Raw genomic sequence first — 18,175 nt, forward strand, 5'->3', positions numbered from 1 at the left:
TAACTCCAGGTTGATATTCGGTTGTGCGGGGCGAAATAGTACTGTCTATCGGTTGTGATCTCAAGAGCAATAAAGCCGCCCAAAAGGCGGCTTAAAATAACTCATTGTTTTGGCTTAGAACAAGCTCTTGAGTAGCAGCACAATGTAATCCCATAGTCGGCTGAACAGACTGCCTTCTTCGACGGTTTCCAGTGCCATCAGCGGGTACTGCGCGACGTCTTCGCCATCGGCTTGATAGTAAAGCTTACCGACGATGTCGCCCTTCTTGATCGGGGCTTGCAGCTCTTTCTCTAGTACAAAGCTAGCGGTCAGATTTTTTGCTTGTCCGCGTGGCAGGGTGACATAAGTATCTTCGTTCACACCGAGCGCCAAGGTGTCTTTGTTACCCATCCAGATTTTCTCTTCAACAAACGTTTCTCCCGCTTTGTGCGGTGCCACTGTTTCGAAAAAGCGAAAGCCGTAGCTGAGCAGTTTTTTGCTCTCAGATTTACGGGCGTTCATATCTTTGGTACCCATTACAACCGCGATCAGGCGCATCTTACCTTCAGTTGCTGAACTGACTAGGCTGTAACCCGCGTTGTCAGTATGACCAGTTTTAATACCGTCCACGTTCATGCTTTTATCCCACAGCAGGCCGTTACGGTTGTACTGAGTAATGCCGTTGTAGGTGAATTTTTTCTCTGCGTAGATACGGTATTCTTCCGGCACGTCACGGATCAACGCTTGACCTAAAAGAGCCATATCATAAGGAGTTGAGTAAAGGTTTGGATTGTCTAGGCCATGTACGTTGGCAAAGTGGGTATTGCTCATACCAATTGAGCTTGCCCAAGCGTTCATCAGGTCAACGAAGGCATCTTCTGAACCGGCTATATGCTCTGCCATAGCGACACACGCATCATTGCCAGACTGAATGATGATCCCGCGGTTAAGCTCTTTGACTTTGACCGTCGTGCCAACTTCAATGAACATTTTTGACGAATCAGGGAAGTTCTTTGCCCAAGCGTTCTTGCTGATCACCACATCGTCGTCGAGGTTGATGTTTCCTCTGCCTAACTCTTGGCCAATGACATAGCTGGTCATCATTTTAGTTAAGCTCGCTGGCGAGAGTTTGGTGTCCATCTCTTTTTCAGCTAAAACCTTGCCTGAATGGTAATCCATTAGAACAAAACCTTTCGCGGCGATCTGTGGAGCGTCAGGAACCACGACGGGAGCAGCAGAAACTGAGTGAGCTAGCGTTGCAGAAAATGCAAGGGAAGAAACGAGAATCGATTTCACAAGTTTTGTCGTTTTGTTCATGGTAATTCTATTTTTTGGTTAATTGTCCATATCTTAACAGATTCGTACTGTAAGTCAGAGCGTCTAACACTAGAAAGTGTTGTGCCGCATGTCAATGTGCCACGGTGTACTTTTTGATGAAGGCGCTTTGGTAACCCGCTAACTTAACCTGATCGAGCAGTTGTTGCGTCAGAGAATAGTCAGTAAATGGCCCTAACATCAGCCTATGTATTTCGTCGTTACTGTCGAGAAATGTCTCGACCTTGAGGCTTTGACTCAAATCTTGCGCTAAAGTTCGCGCTTTTTCCGCGGATTTCGAACTGAGTACTTGCACTGTGTAACGCGGGTGATTTTGCAGTGATTTGGCATCGGTAGGTGGATCAAACGTCAGCACTTCAATCTTAACATTCGCCGTACCCGTTTTGAGCACGTCCAACTTATAGGCAGCGGCGTAGCTCAGATCGATGATTCGACCTTCGTGGAACGGCCCGCGATCATTGACGCGCACTATGGTGCTTCTGCCGTTATCTTGATTGGTGACTTTGACATAACTAGGCAGTGGCAGGGTTTTGTGTGCGGCGGTCATCGAATACATGTCGTAGATTTCGCCGTTTGAGGTTAAGTGCCCCTGAAATTTAGAGCCGTACCACGACGCAATGCCAGATTCGCGAAAACCTTTGGCATCGCGAACGATCTTATATTCCTGGCCTCGCAGCGTGTAGTCGCGATTTCCACCCAAACTGTAAGGTTCGTAGCGAGGATGCGCATCTTCGATGTGTGCGACTGAAATGGGCTGGTCCGGCGCGACGTCCGATTCTAACGCGTAACGTCCGGTCGGTGCAGAGCTGCATCCTACCAATAAGATCGTAACAAAGCTGAGTAGCGATAAATGGGTCGAATAGTGCATTAGGTCGCCTTTGAGAATGCTTTGCGATGGGTGTGAATTGACATCAAAATGCCAAAACCGGCCATCAAGGTCACCATGGAAGTACCACCGTAGCTGATGAGGGGAAGTGGTACACCCACCACTGGCAATATCCCACTGACCATGCCGATGTTGACAAAAATGTAGACGAAGAAACTGAGCACCACACTGCCTGCCATCATGCGGCCAAATGCGGTTTGCGCTTGTGAGGCTAAGTATAAGCCGCGGCCAATAATAAACAGATAAAGCGAGAGTAATAACAAGAAACCGACCATGCCCCATTCTTCGGCAATCACCGCAAAAATAAAGTCGGTATGGCGTTCTGGCAAGAACTCAAGCTGCGATTGGGTGCCTTGCAACCAACCTTTACCAGAGATGCCGCCGGAGCCAATCGCTATCTTGCTTTGAATGATGTGATAGCCCGCGCCGAGCGGATCCGATTCCGGGTTAAACAGTGTGCGTACGCGGGTTTTCTGGTATTCGTGCATCAAGAAAAACCATAACACGGGGATGAATCCGCCCAGTGCGACCGCGGCGGCTGCGATAATGCGCCAACTGATGCCAGCAAGAAAGATAACAAAAATACCTGATGCCGCAATAAGGATGGATGTGCCTAGGTCGGGCTGTTTGGCGATTAAAATTGTCGGTACAAACACCATCGCCATGGCGATGCACAGTGTTTTGAACGTCGGCGGGAGAGGACGACGTCCAATGTAACGCGCCACCATTAAAGGGACGGCAAGCTTGAGTAGTTCTGAGGGCTGGAAACGGACAAAGCCAAGATTGAGCCAGCGCTGTGCGCCTTTTGACGCCTCACCAAAGAACAGTACGCCGAACAGCAAAGCGACGCCAGTGACAAACATCAGTGGGGCCAGTGCTTCGTAAGTACGCGGAGACAGTTGCGCCAACACCAGCATCACCACGGTGGCTAACACCATACGCATGGCTTGTCGGTCCATCATTGCCAAACTCTGTCCACTGGCGCTGTACATCACCACCAAACCAAAGCCCATCAGTAGCAAAATGCCCAGTAACAACGGCAAGTCGATATGCAGGCGTTCAAACATTGCCCGGTTCTTACCTGTGGATGGATCAAGCTTCATTATCGTTTGACCTCGTTAGTTTCTTTGTCGAGTAGTGCTTTATCGAAAATTCGCCTCACCACTGGCGCGCCGTTGGAGGAGCCCCCCCCGCGTTTTCCAGTACCACGGTAACGATGACTTTAGGATCATCGAATGGGGCAAAACCAGTAAACAAGGCATGGTCGCGCAAGTGTTCGGCAATCTCGTCCGCTTTATACTCTTCATCTTCCGCAAGGCCAAAAACCTGCGCGGTGCCCGATTTCCCCGCGGTCATGTAAGGCATATTGGCAAAATGGCGTCGCGCTGTGCCTTTTTTACCATGGTTGGCCAAACGCATCCCTTCTTTTGCTAGGCTCCAATACTTATCTGCCACGTTTTGAATTGGTGGATAAGTTTCATAGTCTGAGAGCTGACGGGTATCGAACGCTTCGCCATTTTCAATCGTCGCGCGCAGCAGGTGAGGCGCGATGACGTTGCCTTCTTTCACCAGCACGGAGGTGGCTTTGGCCAATTGCATAGGGGTTGAGGTCCAGTAGCCCTGTCCAATACCGACCGGAATAGTGTCGCCTTTGTACCACGGCGTTTTATGACGCGACATTTTCCAATCTCGAGTGGGCATGTTGGCCTTACTTTCTTCAAAAATATCGATGCCAGTGTAGTCACCAAAACCAAACATGCTCATCCAATGCGATAGTGTGTCGATCCCCATATCGTAAGCGATTTGATAGAAGAAAGTATCGACCGACTCTTCAATTGATTGCACTAGATTGACTCTACCATGACCCCAACGTAACCAGTCACGAAATGCCCGGGTGTTAGAGTTGGGGATGCGCCAATAGCCAGGATCGTTACGTGTGGTGGTCGGTGTGACAATGCCTTCTTGCAGTGCTGCGACCGCAATAAAGGGTTTCACCGTTGATGCGGGCGGATAGATACCTAAGGTAGCACGGTTGACTAACGGACGATTTTTGTCGTTGAGCAAATCGGCGTAGCCTTTGCCTGAGATGCCATGAACGAACGCATTCGGGTCATAGCTTGGGCTCGATACCATCGCCAGAATGCCGTTGTCTTTCGGATCAAGCACAATGGCACTGCCGCGGCGGCCATCAAGTAACTGATGGACATACAGCTGCAATTCAATATCAATATTGAGCACGATATCTTTGCCAGGCACCGGCGGGACAAATTTGAGCGTGCGGATCACGCGTCCACGGCTGTTGACTTCGACCTCTTGGTAGCCAGCAGTGCCGTGCAATAAATCTTCGTAGTATTTTTCGATGCCGAGCTTACCGATATCTCGTGTCGCCTGATAATTGGCGTCTTTCTCTTCGTCAATCAGGCGCTGCATGTCGCGGTCATTGATGCGAGAAACGTAACCAATAACGTGGGTTAATACTTTGCCGTAAGGATAGTAGCGTTTGAGAGTGCCGCTCACTTCGACGCCGGGGAAACGGTACTGATTGACGGCAAACACCGCTACTTGTTCTTCTGTCAGTTGGGTGAGAATAGGCACTGATTTAAAACGTCGTGTGCGTTTACGCTCACGTTCAAAGCGTTCGATTTGCTCTGGGGTAATGTCGACAATCGTCTGCAGTTGCGCAATGGTTTCCTGCATGTTTTTGACTTTTTCAGGGGTGATCTCTAAGTCAAAAACCGGACGGTTTTCTGCTAGTAGCACGCCATTGCGGTCATAAATGAGACCACGATTAGGGGCGATGGGGACAATTTTGATGCGGTTATCGTTTGAGCGGGTTTTGTAATCTTGATATTGGTTGACTTGGATGTTGTACAAGTTAGCAACCAATACGCCCATCAAAGCAATGATGCCAATAAAAGAGACAATGGCACGACGGGCAAACAATCGTGCTTCGGCTTGGTAATCTCGTATATGACTTCGGCGTTTCCGTATCATTAACGCAGGTTCTCAGGGTTGGAAAGACAATTATTCACGGTGATAAGGGTGATTCGCCGTGATACTCCATGCTCGGTACAAGCTTTCCGCCATCACCACGCGAACGAGTGGGTGAGGCAAGGTCAGGGGCGAGAGTGACCAGCTCTGCTCTGCTGCTGCTTTGCAAGCCGGAGCCAGACCTTCTGGACCACCAATCAGGATAGAAACATCGCGACTGTCGAGCTTCCACGCCTCTAATTGCTCGGCTAACTGTGGTGTGTCCCACCTTTTGCCGGGAATATCCAACGTGACGATGCGGTTGCCTTTAGGCACAGCGGCGAGCATCGCTTCGCCCTCTTTTTGCAAAATGCGCGCGATGTCGGCATTTTTTCCTCGTTTCCCCGCTGGGATTTCAATCAGTTCGAGTGGCATATCATGCGGGAAACGGCGGCGGTATTCTTGGAAACCTTCTTCGACCCATTTTGGCATTTTTGTGCCAACGGCGATGAGCTGAATCTTCAAACCATTAACCCCAAAGCTTTTCTAGTTGATAAAGTTGGCGCTGCTCTTCTTGCATCACGTGTAACATGGCATCCCCCAGATCGAGAACGACCCATTCGCCTTCTTTCTCTCCTTCCATGCCAAGTGGTGTCAACCCCACTTTCTTCACTTCTTCTGCAACGTGATCAGCGATGGAAGAAACATGGCGTTTCGAGTTTCCACTGCAGATGATCATAAAATCGGTCACACTCGATTTGCCCTCAACGTTGAGAACAACGATGTTCTCCGCTTTCATGTCGTCTGCTTTATCGGCCAAAAAGTCTTTCAGTTGTTCGCGAAGCACTCAAATTTCCTCGGTGTGTATCTATTGATTCAACTATTCATTCAGTAAGGCGCGCAATATAGCACGCTTTTACGCTTTACAAGCCAACTCTGCGTCAGGCAGGCACATCTCCAAGCTTAATTGATGAAGAAGTGGCCACTCCGATTGTTCATATTGGGTTTTGGCCAGCAGCTCTGCCTGAGTCAGTAACTGCAACAGGCGTTGAAGGCGTTGGTAAGTCAATCGAGTTAGCGCTGCATGGTAGAGTGGCCTTTTGTTTGACCAAACTTTATGTTGCTCAAAAATAGCGTTGAGCGGCAGTTGAGCCGACAAAGCCTGCATTTTGAGCAGTAGCATCAGTTCCTTTTGTAGTGAGCGCAACAAGATGACGCTTTCTACCCCTTCGGCGGCGAGTTGACGCAGGATTTTCTGGCAGCGATTGGCTTTGCCTTCGAGTAGTGCATCGATCCAGTGAAAGGGGGTGAAATGGTTGTGACGACTGAGAGACTCTTCCAGTCGAACCAAGTTCAGCACGCCATCAGGATAGAGTAGCGCCAGTTTTTCTAAGCTTTGCACCAAGGCAAATAAGTTGCCTTCGTGCCATTGTGCCAGCATTTGTACTGCTTGTTGATCGGGTTTGAGTCCGAGTTGGCGACAGCGGCCTTGCACGAATTGCGGTAAACGTGCCATGTCTGGAGTTTGGCAACTGACCCAATGACCATGCTGCGTTAGCGTTTTAAACCATTTGGCGTTTTCTTGCGCTTTGTTTAACTTGCTACCAATTACCACCAATAAGGTGTCTGGATGCAACATCGATGAAAGCGAGAGTAACTCGCTGGCAATCGCGGTATTTACTCCGGTTTCCGGCAATTCCAGTTCGACAATTTGGCGACTGGAAAATAGGCTCAAGGCTTGAAAACAGTCGTACACTTCGTTCCAATTTAAGCTGGCATCGACGGCAAAACGATGTCGCTCCTCAAAGCCTTGGCGCAAAGCCGCTTTTTGAATTGCCAAGCGGCTTTCTTGGACAAGCAAAGGCTCGTTGCCAAAGATTAGGTAGACAGGTTTTAGGGATTTGTCGAGCTGTTCCACCAGCCGTTCTGCATAAATTCTCATAGTACTTATTGCGTATTTTGATCATCAAACTCGGCCCGTAGACGGCCTAACTGACGCATCATCTGGTTAGCCGCCTGAGCGCGCATCTCATCTTCAATTACGTCGCGCTCAACCGACTTAGCCAGTGCAGTTAGCGGGTTATCGAGAAAGTTGCGATTGACTGTGGTGGTGAAATCTTTGCTACCAACGTCAGGCATCGTGACTTTGTACTTCACCACATAAGTTAACTCTTTTTCTGCCGCGCGGCTGTTTTGGTACAGTGAAAGCGTCCGCTCGGTGAGTTTTTCTTCCATCAAATACAAGTTGGGTACCTTCTCTGCTGGTGCAACAAGATTGACTTTGTTGAGGGTCAACTGGCTGCTTACATAGCGGGTTAAGGGGCTGTACTGATCATAACTGGTGAAAGAAAGGGTACTCAATTCATCGGGTACGGAAAATTCCCCACGAAGATGAAATCCACAAGCCGAGATCACGCTAGAGAGTGTCAGGACAGTGACAAGTTTGAATAGAGACTTAAAACGCATGGAGAGGCTCTTCCTGATGTTAGCAAATACAAGCGCGCGCCTGTATTTCATGGTTCTTATCTAAACGCACTGATGGCTCAATGAGTTTAGATAAGAGACTTGAGATAAGTAGGGGCGGTGTAAGCCGCCCCTGATTGGACTAGAAAGTCATGAAAAGGTTCGCAACCAAGCGATGCTTAGTTCGCCACGATGCTTAGCAGTTTACCCGGTACGTAAATCACTTTGCGAATTGTGACACCTTCTAGATGTTTTGCCACGTTCTCTTCGCTCAGACCCAGCGCTTCAACTTGTTCCTTGCTGGCATCAGCGGCAACGGTGATTTTGCCACGTACTTTACCGTTTACCTGTACCACAATGAGTTTTTCCTCTTCAACCAAGGCTTGTTCATCATGGTTTGGCCATACCGCGTTGTCGATGTTGCTTTCGCCCAGAGCGTTCCACATTTCAAAACAGATGTGCGGAGTGATTGGGTAAAGCATAGCAACAACCGCTTTGAGTGCTTCGTCTAGAATCGCACGATCTTGCTCAGACTCCTGAGGCGCTTTGGCCAGTTTGTTCATCAGTTCCATGATCGCTGCGATAGCGGTATTGAAGGTCTGACGACGAGCTACGTCATCGGTGACTTTGGCGATGGTTTTGTGAACATCACGGCGAAGCGCTTTTTGATCGCCAGACAGCGTTGCAACATCTACTGATTGTGCAGCGCCTTTTTCTGTGTGCTCTTTGACCAGCTTCCACACACGTTTTAGGAAGCGGTTCGCTCCTTCAACGCCAGATTCTTGCCATTCCAGTGTCATGTCCGCTGGTGAAGCAAACATCATGAACAGACGTACGGTGTCTGCGCCGTATTTGTCGACCATCTCTTGAGGATCGATGCCGTTGTTTTTTGACTTAGACATTTTGATCATGCCTGAGTGCTCCACATTGCGGCCTTCTGAGTCGATAGCAGAGGTGATGCGGCCTTTGCCGTCACGTTCTACTTTCACCTCGGTTGGTGCCACCCACTCTTTACCGCCTTTGTCGTTGGTGTAGTAGAAGGCATCGGCCAATACCATACCTTGACACAGTAGTTGCTTGAACGGCTCGTCAGAGGTGACATAACCCGCATCACGCAACAATTTGTGGAAGAAGCGAGAGTACAGAAGGTGCATACACGCGTGCTCAATACCGCCGATGTACTGGTCAACTGGTAGCCAGTAGTTGGCTTTCTCTGGATCGAGAATGTCGTCCGCTTGTGGGCTGCAGTAACGCGCGTAGTACCAAGACGATTCCATAAAAGTATCGAAAGTATCGGTTTCACGTAGCGCAGGTTCGCCGTTAAAAGTGGTCTTCGCCCACTCTTTGTCGGCTTTGATCGGGCTAGTTACGCCGTCCATCACCACGTCTTCTGGTAGAATCACTGGCAGTTGGTCAGCCGGAACTGGGTGAACTTGGCCATCTTCCGTGGTGACCATTGGGATCGGTGCACCCCAGTAACGTTGACGAGAGACACCCCAGTCACGCAGACGGAAGTTCACGGTTTTCACACCTTTGCCTTCGGCTTCCAGTTTCGCTGCGATTGCATCAAATGCGGCTTGGAATTCTAGGCCATCGAACTCGCCGGAATCAAACAGCACGCCTTTTTCGGTGTAGGCCGCTTCTGAAATATCGAGTTCACTGCCGTCAGCCGGTTTGATCACTGGAATGATGTCTAAACCGTATTTGGTGGCGAACTCGTAGTCGCGTTGGTCGTGCGCAGGAACAGCCATCACCGCGCCTGTGCCGTAGTCCATCAAGACGAAGTTAGCGACGTAAATTGGCACTTCACGACCATTCAATGGATGAATCGCGGTAAGGCCCGTTGCCATACCTTTTTTCTCCATGGTCGCAAGCTCAGCTTCAGCGACTTTGGTGTTCTTACACTCGTCGATGAACGCTGCGAGTTCAGGATTAGTTTCTGCCGCCAGCTTAGCTAAAGGGTGGCCTGCGGCGATACCAACATAAGTTACGCCCATCAGCGTATCAGGACGTGTAGTGTACACTTCCAGATCTTGCGCTTGGTCTTGCACCGCAAACTTAAGCTCAACGCCTTCAGAGCGACCAATCCAGTTGCGCTGCATGGTTTTGACCATTTCTGGCCAGCCCTCTAGGTTATCCAGATCGTCAAGCAGCTCTTGCGCATATGCGGTGATCTTAATGAACCACTGCGGGATCTCTTTTTGCTCTACCGGCGTGTCACAACGCCAGCAGCAGCCGTCTTCAACCTGTTCGTTGGCAAGAACAGTTTGGTCGTTCGGACACCAGTTGACGGAAGAGGTCTTCTTGTAAACCAAGCCTTTTTCATACAGTTTGGTAAAGAACTCTTGTTCCCAGCGATAGTACTCAGGGCGGCAAGTGGCAAATTCGCGATTCCAGTCATAACCAAACCCCAGCAATTTCAGCTGGTTTTTCATGTATTCGATATTTTCGTAAGTCCAAGGTGCAGGAGCGGTGTTGTTTTTTACCGCTGCGTTTTCTGCGGGCAGACCGAAAGCGTCCCAGCCGATTGGCTGCATGACGTTTTTGCCTTGTAGGCGTTGGAAACGAGATACGACGTCACCGATGGTGTAGTTACGCACGTGACCCATGTGCAGTCGACCACTTGGGTATGGGAACATAGAGAGGCAGTAGAATTTCTCTTTGGTTGGATCTTCAGTCACAACGAAGGTTTTATTGTTGTCCCAGTGCTGTTGAACTTTCTGTTCAATATCTTGTGGATTATATTGTTCTTGCATCGATGGTATCCGGTTATCTTGGAATTTGTGAGTTCGGTTAGAACAGATTGAAATAGATCGTCATAGAATACCTAAAGGCAGGGTGCACAACAATAGCCAATCTTTACCGATGGAGGTCAGTTATGCCGAAACGTAAAACCGGTTATGAAGAAATGTTGGAAGATGTCATTGAGACACTGAAACATAGCCCAGACGAAGTGAATCAAGTACTGCAAACCTCGGGCAAGGTGATCTCCGCCGCGAATGACATGACCAAAGATGAGTTGGCGTTGATTTCCGCTTATGTGAAGGCGGATTTGAAAGAGTTCGCCGACAGTTATGAAGAGAGTAAAAGTGGCCCTTTCTATCTGACGATTGCCGATTCTATCTGGCAGGGGCTACTTGAGATCACCGATAGAACCAAAGTGGAGTGGGTTGAGCTGTTTGAAGATCTTGAACATCAAGGGCTCTACGAAGCGGGTGAGGTGATTGGTCTGGGGAATTTGGTGTGCGATGAGTGTGGACACAAAACCAGTTATAACCATCCGACGGTGATTATTCCCTGCATTAAATGCGGTCACACGGGGTTTAGCCGTCAGGCACTCAAGCCTTAATTCAGCCGTTAAGCATCGTTGAGTTTGCCAGTCAGTAAAAAGGTACGCCGTTGCGTACCTTTTGTGTTTGTGCATCTGAGTTATACCTTGCGGCGATTGGCCAGCAGGGCCAAACTCAGTGCGCCAGCAACCCACAAGTAGATTGGCCAGGTGCCAAAGCGTTGGTAGGGTGTTTGCCCAAGCGTTGGCGTTAACTCGGCACGCAGAACGGCGGTCTCAAATTGAGGAATGGAAGCGACAATCTTGCCCTTGTGATCCGTGACAGCCGTTAGGCCGTTATTGGTAGAGCGAATAAGCGGCTTCCCTAATTCCAGTGCCCGCATGCGCGCGATTTCCATGTGTTGCAGTGGACCAATTGAGTGGCCAAACCAAGCGTCATTCGAGAGAGTGAGTAGGAAATCGGTCTCATCGGTGACATTTTGCCGTACCTGCTCGTTGAAAATAATCTCGTAGCAGAGTGCGGGCGCAAGATGAAAACCGTTCGCCCGAATGTTTGGCTGGACAAAGGTGCCGCGGCTGAACGAGGACATCGGCAAGTTAAAAAAGGGCGCCAGCGGGCGAAGAAGCTGCTCAAACGGCACAAACTCACCAAAAGGTAACAAGTGATGTTTGTGGTAGCGTTTTGAAAGATCAAACTGGTAATCGCCATAAGCAGTGACCCCTACCGAGAGAATGCTGTTGTAGAACTGACCATCCTCAGATTGGTTGACCACGCCGGTGATAATGGCACTGTCGTTCATTTTGGCCGCACTATCGAGATTGCGCAGGTAGGAAGGCAGATCGACTTCTAGCGCCGGTATGGCGGCTTCTGGCCAGACGATGATATCCGCATCCCAGTTTTCCCGGCTCAGGTCGGTGTACTTCATAATGGTTGGCCAGCGCTGACTGGGGAGCCATTTGAGATTTTGATCAACATTACCTTGAATTAGCGCCACTTTAGTCGTTTTGTTAGCCTGAGGCGTAACCCAATCGAATGAGGAAAGACCAAAGCCAGTGCTAAAAAGCACCAGAGGGAGCAAAGCCATCGACCAACGTTTATGGAGCAGCATGTAAGCCAATGCGCCCGACGAAACAAGTAGCAGCAGCGTCAGTAGCTCTACGCCACCGATTGGTGCGAAACTTGCCAAAGGGGAATCAATTTGGCTGTAACCCAACCATAGCCAAGGAAAGCCCGTCATCACCCAACCACGTAACCAGTCCGTGATTAACCATAAGCCTGGTGAGGCAAGCAGCAAATTAACCAAGGTGGCCTCGGCAAAAAAGCGTTGATAGCACCAAGCAAATAGGCCGCTATACAGGGCTAAATAAGCGATTAACGCCCCCATGAGAAACAGGTTCGCCGCTAACGGCATGCCACCAAACCCAGAGATGCTGACATAAACCCAGCTCACTCCTGAGGCAAATTGTCCCAATCCCCACGCATAACCAATCCCCAACGCTTGGCGTGGTGTTTGTCGGTGCAGGAGCAGTAGTAGTAACGTCGGGCTGAGCAACGCCAGCGGCCAGATTTGATAGGGAGCAAAAGCAAGAGTGGTTAAAGCGCCAACAAAAGCGGCCGCAATGGGCCGCTTGAGGCGATGAAATAAGTTGTTATTCATCATTATTCGCCAGATTTTCCTCATGTGAGGAAGTGAGCGTTACTCTTCAGGAGTTTCTGTTACAGACATTGCTTCTGGAACGGTTACCTGAAGTTGTATCACACGTCGGTTATCGCAGGCGGTGACTTTGAAGTTGTAACCTTCAATTTCAATCATTTCGCCACGTGATGGCAGATGGCCAAAAGCCGTCATCACCAAACCGCCCACCGTATCGATCTCTTCATCACTAAAGCGAGTACCAAAGAGTTCGTTAAACTCTTCTATCGTGGTGAGTGCTTTGACCGAAAACGTATGTTTACTGAGTTTACGAATATCAGCATCTTCTTCTTCATCGAATTCATCTTCGATGTCTCCAACAATCTCTTCGAGAATGTCTTCAATGGTGACAAGGCCGGATACTCCTCCGAATTCGTCGACGACAATAGCCATGTGATAACGTTCTTGGCGGAACTCTTTGAGCAGGCGATCTACACGCTTGCTTTCAGGAACCACTACCGCAGGGCGGATAACCTCTTCGATATCAAATGGAGCACTGTCTGAGCCTAAGTATTTGAGTAAGTCCTTCGCAAGTAGAATGCCTTCGACATGGTCTTTATCTTCGCTGATCACCGGATAGCGCGAGTGCTGAGCATCGGTGATGAGAGCGATAAGGGTATCGAGATCGTCTTTTCTCTCGATAGTGACCATTTGCGAGCGAGGGAGCATGATATCTCTCACTCGCATCTCTGCAATTTCCATCACGCCTTCGAGCATATCTCGGGTGTCATGGTCAATCAGGTCATTGATTTCAGAGTCGCGAATGACATCGACCAGTTCTTGGCGGTCTTTCGGCTCTCCTTGAAATAATTGACCAAGGCGTTCAAAGAAGGACTTTCTACTCGGACCTTCCGCCTTTTCTTTTTTACCTTCGCTAGAAGAGGGAGAATTATCTTCGTTCATTGTTTCTCTAATTAGTAACGCTACCAGATGTGTGATAGCTCACATCTCAGTATCTGCGCAAGATTGCGCGCGAGATACTTACATTTTCTCCGCAAGATAGGGGTCTTCAAAGCCCATTTCCTGCATGATTTCACTCTCGAGGGACTCCATCTCTTCTGCTTCGTCGTCCTCGATATGGTCATAACCTAGCAGATGCAGGCTACCATGTACAACCATATGCGCCCAGTGCGCCATTAAGGGTTTATTCTGTTCGATGGCTTCTTGCTCTACCACTTGGCGGCAAATCACCAAATCACCAAGCAGATCGAGCTCCATTCCGGGCGGCGCTTCGAATGGGAAAGAGAGCACATTAGTTGGCTTATCTTTACCGCGATAATCGAAATTTAGCTGGTGACTCTCTGTCTCATCGACAATACGAATGGTGACTTCAGCTTGTGGCTGGAACGGCGCGATGGTTTTCTCCAGCCAGCTTTGCAACATCTCTGCAGAGGGTAATTCACGCTGATCTTCGACCGCGAATTGCAGATCCAGTTCAATGGCCATTGGTGGTTTCCTTATCGGCATTGAGCGTTGCGGTCAGTTCTGCTTTGGCGGCTTCCAGTAGTTTGGCATCACGTTCTTCACGGCGACGCTGCTCAAATGCTTTGCGCTCTTTTTGGTCTTGCGCTTCCCATTTTTCGTAGGCGTTGACGATACGAGCAACTACGGGGTGGCGCACCACATCGTCAGCTTGGAAGAAGTTGAAGCTGATTTCGTCTACTTCGTTGAGTACCTCAATCGCATGGCGTAGGCCCGATTTTGCACCACGAGGTAAGTCAATCTGAGTAATGTCACCGGTAATCACGGCGCGAGAGTTAAAACCGATACGGGTTAAGAACATTTTCATCTGTTCAACCGTGGTGTTTTGACTTTCATCGAGAATAATGAAGGCGTCGTTAAGCGTGCGTCCGCGCATATAAGCGAGTGGTGCCACTTCAATGACGTTACGTTCAATCAGTTTTTCTACGCGCTCAAAGCCGAGCATTTCGAACAGGGCGTCGTACAACGGACGCAGGTACGGATCCACTTTTTGGCTCAAATCACCCGGAAGAAAGCCGAGTTTTTCTCCTGCTTCAACGGCAGGGCGGGTGAGTAGAATACGGCGGATCTCTTGACGCTCCAGAGCATCGACAGCCGCAGCGACCGCTAGATAGGTTTTACCGGTTCCCGCAGGGCCAATACCGAAGGTGATGTCGTGCGTGACCATGTTGACCAGATACTGCGCCTGATTGGGCGTTCTTGGTTTGATGACGCCTTTTTTGGTCTTAACAAAAACTTCTTTTCCGTGGGCAATCGCAGATTCACTGTGCTGCTCAAGAACACCAGACTCTTTGATCGCGAGGTGAATATCTTCTGGCTCAATGTCTTTGATTTGATCGCGTACCGGTGCGGTTTCCACGTACAGGGTTTTGAGTATGTCCAGTGCTGCAGCCGAGGTGTGCGCTTTACCGACGATGGTAAAAAAGTGGCCACGGTTACTGATTTCAACGCCAAGACGACGTTCTAAATGCTTGATATTGTCGTCAAATGGGCCACATAAACTGGCAAGACGACGATTGTCGGAAGGTTCTAGATTGATTTCCAGAGTAACTATTTTATTGCTCAAATTTGCCTCTCATTACGGCCACTTTCGGGGACCTGATAACGACCAGATCCCCTATGGCGGTTTCTATAAGCTTAAGGCGTAAAAGTCGCTACACCCAGCTCATCTTCACGGCGGGTTTTCGCCATCATTTGGGTTGGAGAAATAACACTGCGCAGATTCATCTCTTTTTCGGTACGAATCAACTCACCACGCAGAGAGTTCGGGAAAACGTCGACGATCTTCACATCGACAAATTGGCCAATCAGGTCAGCGCTGCCTTCGAAATTGACCACGCGGTTGTTTTCGGTACGGCCACGCAGTTCCATCAAATTTTTCTTCGACGGGCCTTCGACCAGAATACGCTGCTCGGTTCCCATCATCAGGCGAGAATAGCGCATTGCTTGGGTATTGATCTGTTGTTGCAGTTCGTACAAACGCTCTTTTTTGGTTTCTTCTGACAGATCACACGGATAGTCGGCTGCTGGCGTGCCAGGGCGAGGTGAGAAGATAAAGCTAAAGCTCATATCAAAATCGACCTCGCGGATCAGTTTCATTGTGTCTTGGAAATCTTTGTCGCTTTCACCAGGGAAGCCGACAATGAAGTCCGAACTGATTTGAATGTCAGGGCGTGCTTTACGCAGTTTACGGATGATCGATTTGTACTCAATGGCCGTGTGTGGGCGTTTCATCATGGTTAGAATGCGATCGCTACCACTTTGTACTGGCAAATGCAGGAAGCTCACCAGCTCAGGGGTGTCTTCGTAAACCGCGATGATGTCGTCAGTAAACTCCAGCGGGTGGCTGGTAGTAAAGCGGATGCGGTCAATGCCGTCAATTGAAGCAACTAAACGCAGTAATTGAGCAAACGAGCAGATCTCACCATCGTGCATTGGTCCACGGTAGGCGTTTACGTTCTGCCCAAGCAGGTTCACTTCACGCACGCCTTGTTCAGCAAGCTGGGCGATTTCATAAAGTACGTCGTCCATCGGACGGCTTACTTCCTCACCACGGGTGTAAGGCACTACGCAGTAAGTACAGTATTTAGAACAGCCTTCCATGATGGATACGAAGGCGGTAGCGCCTTCCGCACGAGGCTCTGGTAGTCGGTCGAATTTCTCAATCTCAGGGAAAGAGATATCCATTACCGGAATGTCTTCAGTCTGTGACTGTTTGATCATTTCAGGCAAGCGGTGCAGGGTTTGCGGGCCAAAAATGACGTCAACAAACGGGGCGCGATCACGAATGTGATCCCCTTCCTGAGTCGCCACACAACCACCAACGCCGATCACCACGCCCGGTTTTTTATCTTTCAGCGTTTTCCAGCGACCAAGCTGGTGGAATACTTTCTCTTGTGCTTTTTCACGGATAGAACAGGTATTCAGGAGTAAGACATCAGCTTCTTCTGGTTCTTCTGTTAATTCGTAGCCATTCGCTGCGTTCAGCAGATCCGCCATTTTTGATGAATCGTATTCGTTCATCTGGCAACCCCAGGTCTTAATTAGCAGTTTCTTACTCATCTCACTTTCGCTCGTATTAATACTGAAAAAACGTTGAACTATGGATGTTCAAATTATAGCCGCCCTCGCGGCGGTAAGCGGCGTATTGTACTGCTTTAAAAACCGACTGACTAGTCATCTGGCCAATTCTCTGCAAAGCCTGATGGAATCTAGGATTTCACCTCTTAAATGGTGAGGTTTTTTACTGACAAAAAGGCGATGACGATCAATTCGATTTGGTCATTTTTGACAAAGTATTTCGTATATGCCGCGGCTAAACGTACAATGAAAAACCGTCTGTGAATCAAGATGATCAAGAGAAGCAAATGAACAAATATGACATCGCTGTTATCGGTGGAGGCATGGTGGGTGCCGCGGTTGCGATTGGTTTTGCCAAGCAAGGCCGAAGTGTGCTGGTGATAGACAGTGCCGTGCCTGAAGCGTTTTTCCCGCATCAGGCTATGGATATCCGTGTTTCCGCCATCTCGCATAATTCGGTGCGTCTGCTCGAGACTCTCGGTGCTTGGCAGCACATTAAGGCGATGCGTGTTTGTCCTTACAAGCGCCTTGAAACATGGGAGCACCCAGAGTGTCGCACACGTTTTCACAGTGATGCGCTGCAGCTAGAACAGTTGGGGTTCATTGTTGAAAACCGTTTGATTCAATTGGGATTATGGCAAGAGTTTGTCCATTATGACAATTTGACGCTACTGTGCCCTGAACGTCTTCAAAGCATCCAGTTTATGCAAACTAACCAGTTAACACTGGAGAGTGGTCTGCAGGTAGAGGCGGATTGGGTCATTGGCGCCGATGGGGCTCATTCCAAAGTCCGTGATTTAGCGGGCATTGGTGTGACAGCTTGGGACTATCGTCAGCATTGTATGTTAATAAGCGTAGAGACTGCGCTGCCGCAACAAGACATCACGTGGCAACAATTTACGCCAAGTGGTCCTCGCTCTTTCTTACCACTGTGTGGGAGCCAAGCTTCTTTGGTGTGGTACGACTCGCCGCAACGTATTCGTAAGCTCTCTTCTCTCTCGGCGCAGCAGCTTAAGCAAGAAATTCTCACTCATTTTCCGGATGAATTGGGCGAGATCAACGTATTGCGTTGGGGGACGTTCCCACTGACTCGTCGACACGCACAAAGCTATGCCAAGCACAACTGCCTGCTTGTTGGCGATGCGGCTCACACTATTAATCCGCTTGCTGGCCAAGGAGTTAATTTAGGTTTTAAAGATGTCGAGCAACTGCTTAAGGTCTGTGATGGCAAACCATTGTCCTTGCAAGCGCAAAAGCAATATCAATCCGCGCGTCGTGCCGATAATCTGCTGATGCAAACAGGGATGGACCTATTCTATAAAGGGTTTAGCAACGATCTTACGCCATTGAAGTTTGCCCGTAATGCCGCGTTGAAGCTGGCTGAACACGCTGGGCCAGTCAAACAACAAGTGCTGAAATACGCATTAGGGCTATAAAGAACACATTATTTTTTATTCAGGAAGCGGGCTTGTTTGGGCTCGCTTTTTTATGAGGAAT

The 18,175-nt window shown here is 49.2% G+C and carries 15 protein-coding genes and 1 pseudogene; 2 read left to right on the forward strand and 14 right to left on the reverse strand.

The features are described 5' to 3' along the window. Positions 1–114 precede the first annotated feature (114 nt). From EWA64_RS12500 to leuS, 9 genes and pseudogenes are all read right to left on the reverse strand, one after another. Entirely contained in the window at positions 115–1,296 is a 1,182-nt protein-coding gene (locus EWA64_RS12500) for a serine hydrolase (protein WP_061893692.1), read from the reverse strand. 91 nt (positions 1,297–1,387) lie between these two features. Beyond that, positions 1,388–2,182, reverse strand: a complete 795-nt coding sequence (locus tag EWA64_RS12505; RefSeq protein WP_061893693.1) for a septal ring lytic transglycosylase RlpA family protein — start codon at positions 2,180–2,182, stop codon at positions 1,388–1,390. After that, complete coding sequence (rodA, locus tag EWA64_RS12510; RefSeq protein WP_061893694.1) at positions 2,182–3,303, reverse strand: rod shape-determining protein RodA; 1,122 nt, start codon at positions 3,301–3,303, stop codon at positions 2,182–2,184. The genes EWA64_RS12505 and rodA overlap by 1 nt, the downstream gene beginning before the upstream one ends. Then, positions 3,303–5,194, reverse strand: a pseudogene (gene mrdA, locus EWA64_RS12515) (penicillin-binding protein 2). Before mrdA ends, rodA begins: the two are co-directional and overlap by 1 nt. Before the next feature lie 30 nt (positions 5,195–5,224). Then, positions 5,225–5,695, reverse strand: a complete 471-nt coding sequence (rlmH, locus tag EWA64_RS12520; protein WP_039424527.1) for a 23S rRNA (pseudouridine(1915)-N(3))-methyltransferase RlmH — start codon at positions 5,693–5,695, stop codon at positions 5,225–5,227. Between the two features lie 4 nt (positions 5,696–5,699). Beyond that, the gene (gene rsfS, locus EWA64_RS12525) at positions 5,700–6,017 is read right to left on the reverse strand and encodes a ribosome silencing factor (protein ID WP_039424530.1); all 318 of its coding nucleotides are present in this window, start codon (positions 6,015–6,017) and stop codon (positions 5,700–5,702) included. Between the two features lie 69 nt (positions 6,018–6,086). Next, positions 6,087–7,112 carry a DNA polymerase III subunit delta gene (holA, locus tag EWA64_RS12530; protein ID WP_061893696.1) on the reverse strand — a complete coding sequence of 342 codons (1,026 nt, stop codon included), beginning with the start codon at positions 7,110–7,112 and terminating at the stop codon, positions 6,087–6,089. Positions 7,113–7,117: 5 nt separating this feature from the next. Continuing rightward, positions 7,118–7,636 (reverse strand): LPS-assembly lipoprotein LptE, encoded by a 519-nt coding sequence (locus EWA64_RS12535; protein WP_061893697.1) that lies wholly within the window; start codon positions 7,634–7,636, stop codon positions 7,118–7,120. Positions 7,637–7,812: 176 nt separating this feature from the next. Beyond that, positions 7,813–10,389 carry a leucine--tRNA ligase gene (gene leuS / locus EWA64_RS12540; protein ID WP_061893698.1) on the reverse strand — a complete coding sequence of 859 codons (2,577 nt, stop codon included), beginning with the start codon at positions 10,387–10,389 and terminating at the stop codon, positions 7,813–7,815. Positions 10,390–10,511: 122 nt separating this feature from the next. On the opposite strand from leuS, the gene EWA64_RS12545 reads away from it, so the two are divergent. After that, positions 10,512–10,982, forward strand: a complete 471-nt coding sequence (locus tag EWA64_RS12545; protein ID WP_039424541.1) for a zinc ribbon-containing protein — start codon at positions 10,512–10,514, stop codon at positions 10,980–10,982. An 80-nt stretch (positions 10,983–11,062) separates the two neighbouring features. Here EWA64_RS12545 and lnt read toward each other — a convergent pair whose 3' ends face one another. The 5 genes from lnt to miaB all read right to left on the reverse strand — a co-directional run bounded on the left by lnt (position 11,063) and on the right by miaB (position 16,660). Continuing rightward, positions 11,063–12,580 (reverse strand): apolipoprotein N-acyltransferase, encoded by a 1,518-nt coding sequence (gene lnt / locus EWA64_RS12550; RefSeq protein ID WP_061893704.1) that lies wholly within the window; start codon positions 12,578–12,580, stop codon positions 11,063–11,065. A gap of 39 nt (positions 12,581–12,619) precedes the next feature. Then, entirely contained in the window at positions 12,620–13,519 is a 900-nt protein-coding gene (corC, locus tag EWA64_RS12555; protein ID WP_061893699.1) for a CNNM family magnesium/cobalt transport protein CorC, read from the reverse strand. A 78-nt stretch (positions 13,520–13,597) separates the two neighbouring features. Continuing rightward, positions 13,598–14,062 (reverse strand): rRNA maturation RNase YbeY, encoded by a 465-nt coding sequence (ybeY, locus tag EWA64_RS12560; RefSeq protein WP_061893700.1) that lies wholly within the window; start codon positions 14,060–14,062, stop codon positions 13,598–13,600. Further along, entirely contained in the window at positions 14,052–15,164 is a 1,113-nt protein-coding gene (locus tag EWA64_RS12565; protein ID WP_061893701.1) for a PhoH family protein, read from the reverse strand. Before EWA64_RS12565 ends, ybeY begins: the two co-directional genes overlap by 11 nt. 71 nt (positions 15,165–15,235) lie before the next feature. Next, the gene (gene miaB, locus EWA64_RS12570) at positions 15,236–16,660 is read right to left on the reverse strand and encodes a tRNA (N6-isopentenyl adenosine(37)-C2)-methylthiotransferase MiaB (protein WP_061893702.1); all 1,425 of its coding nucleotides are present in this window, start codon (positions 16,658–16,660) and stop codon (positions 15,236–15,238) included. Positions 16,661–16,965: 305 nt separating this feature from the next. Between miaB and EWA64_RS12575 the strand changes: the two genes are divergently transcribed. After that, positions 16,966–18,114: a 2-octaprenyl-3-methyl-6-methoxy-1,4-benzoquinol hydroxylase gene (locus EWA64_RS12575; RefSeq protein WP_061893705.1), complete on the forward strand. Its 1,149-nt coding sequence runs from the start codon at positions 16,966–16,968 to the stop codon at positions 18,112–18,114. Positions 18,115–18,175: the final 61 nt, after the last annotated feature.

Origin of the sequence: Vibrio cidicii (assembly GCF_009665415.1) — a bacterium.
Classification (GTDB): Bacteria; Pseudomonadota; Gammaproteobacteria; order Enterobacterales; family Vibrionaceae; genus Vibrio; species Vibrio cidicii.

Excerpts from the sequence above, each read along its gene's own strand:
- EWA64_RS12545 (WP_039424541.1), top strand. The coding sequence starts at position 10,512 with ATGCCGAAACGTAAAACCGGTTATGAAGAAATGTTGGAAGATGTCATT.
- lnt (WP_061893704.1), bottom strand. The coding sequence starts at position 12,580 with ATGAATAACAACTTATTTCATCGCCTCAAGCGGCCCATTGCGGCCGCT.
- ybeY (WP_061893700.1), bottom strand. The coding sequence starts at position 14,062 with ATGGCCATTGAACTGGATCTGCAATTCGCGGTCGAAGATCAGCGTGAA.
- EWA64_RS12535 (WP_061893697.1), bottom strand. The coding sequence starts at position 7,636 with ATGCGTTTTAAGTCTCTATTCAAACTTGTCACTGTCCTGACACTCTCT.
- leuS (WP_061893698.1), bottom strand. The coding sequence starts at position 10,389 with ATGCAAGAACAATATAATCCACAAGATATTGAACAGAAAGTTCAACAG.
- EWA64_RS12575 (WP_061893705.1), top strand. The coding sequence starts at position 16,966 with ATGAACAAATATGACATCGCTGTTATCGGTGGAGGCATGGTGGGTGCC.
- miaB (WP_061893702.1), bottom strand. The coding sequence starts at position 16,660 with ATGAGTAAGAAACTGCTAATTAAGACCTGGGGTTGCCAGATGAACGAA.
- holA (WP_061893696.1), bottom strand. The coding sequence starts at position 7,112 with ATGAGAATTTATGCAGAACGGCTGGTGGAACAGCTCGACAAATCCCTA.
- EWA64_RS12500 (WP_061893692.1), bottom strand. The coding sequence starts at position 1,296 with ATGAACAAAACGACAAAACTTGTGAAATCGATTCTCGTTTCTTCCCTT.
- corC (WP_061893699.1), bottom strand. The coding sequence starts at position 13,519 with ATGAACGAAGATAATTCTCCCTCTTCTAGCGAAGGTAAAAAAGAAAAG.
- rodA (WP_061893694.1), bottom strand. The coding sequence starts at position 3,303 with ATGAAGCTTGATCCATCCACAGGTAAGAACCGGGCAATGTTTGAACGC.
- EWA64_RS12505 (WP_061893693.1), bottom strand. The coding sequence starts at position 2,182 with ATGCACTATTCGACCCATTTATCGCTACTCAGCTTTGTTACGATCTTA.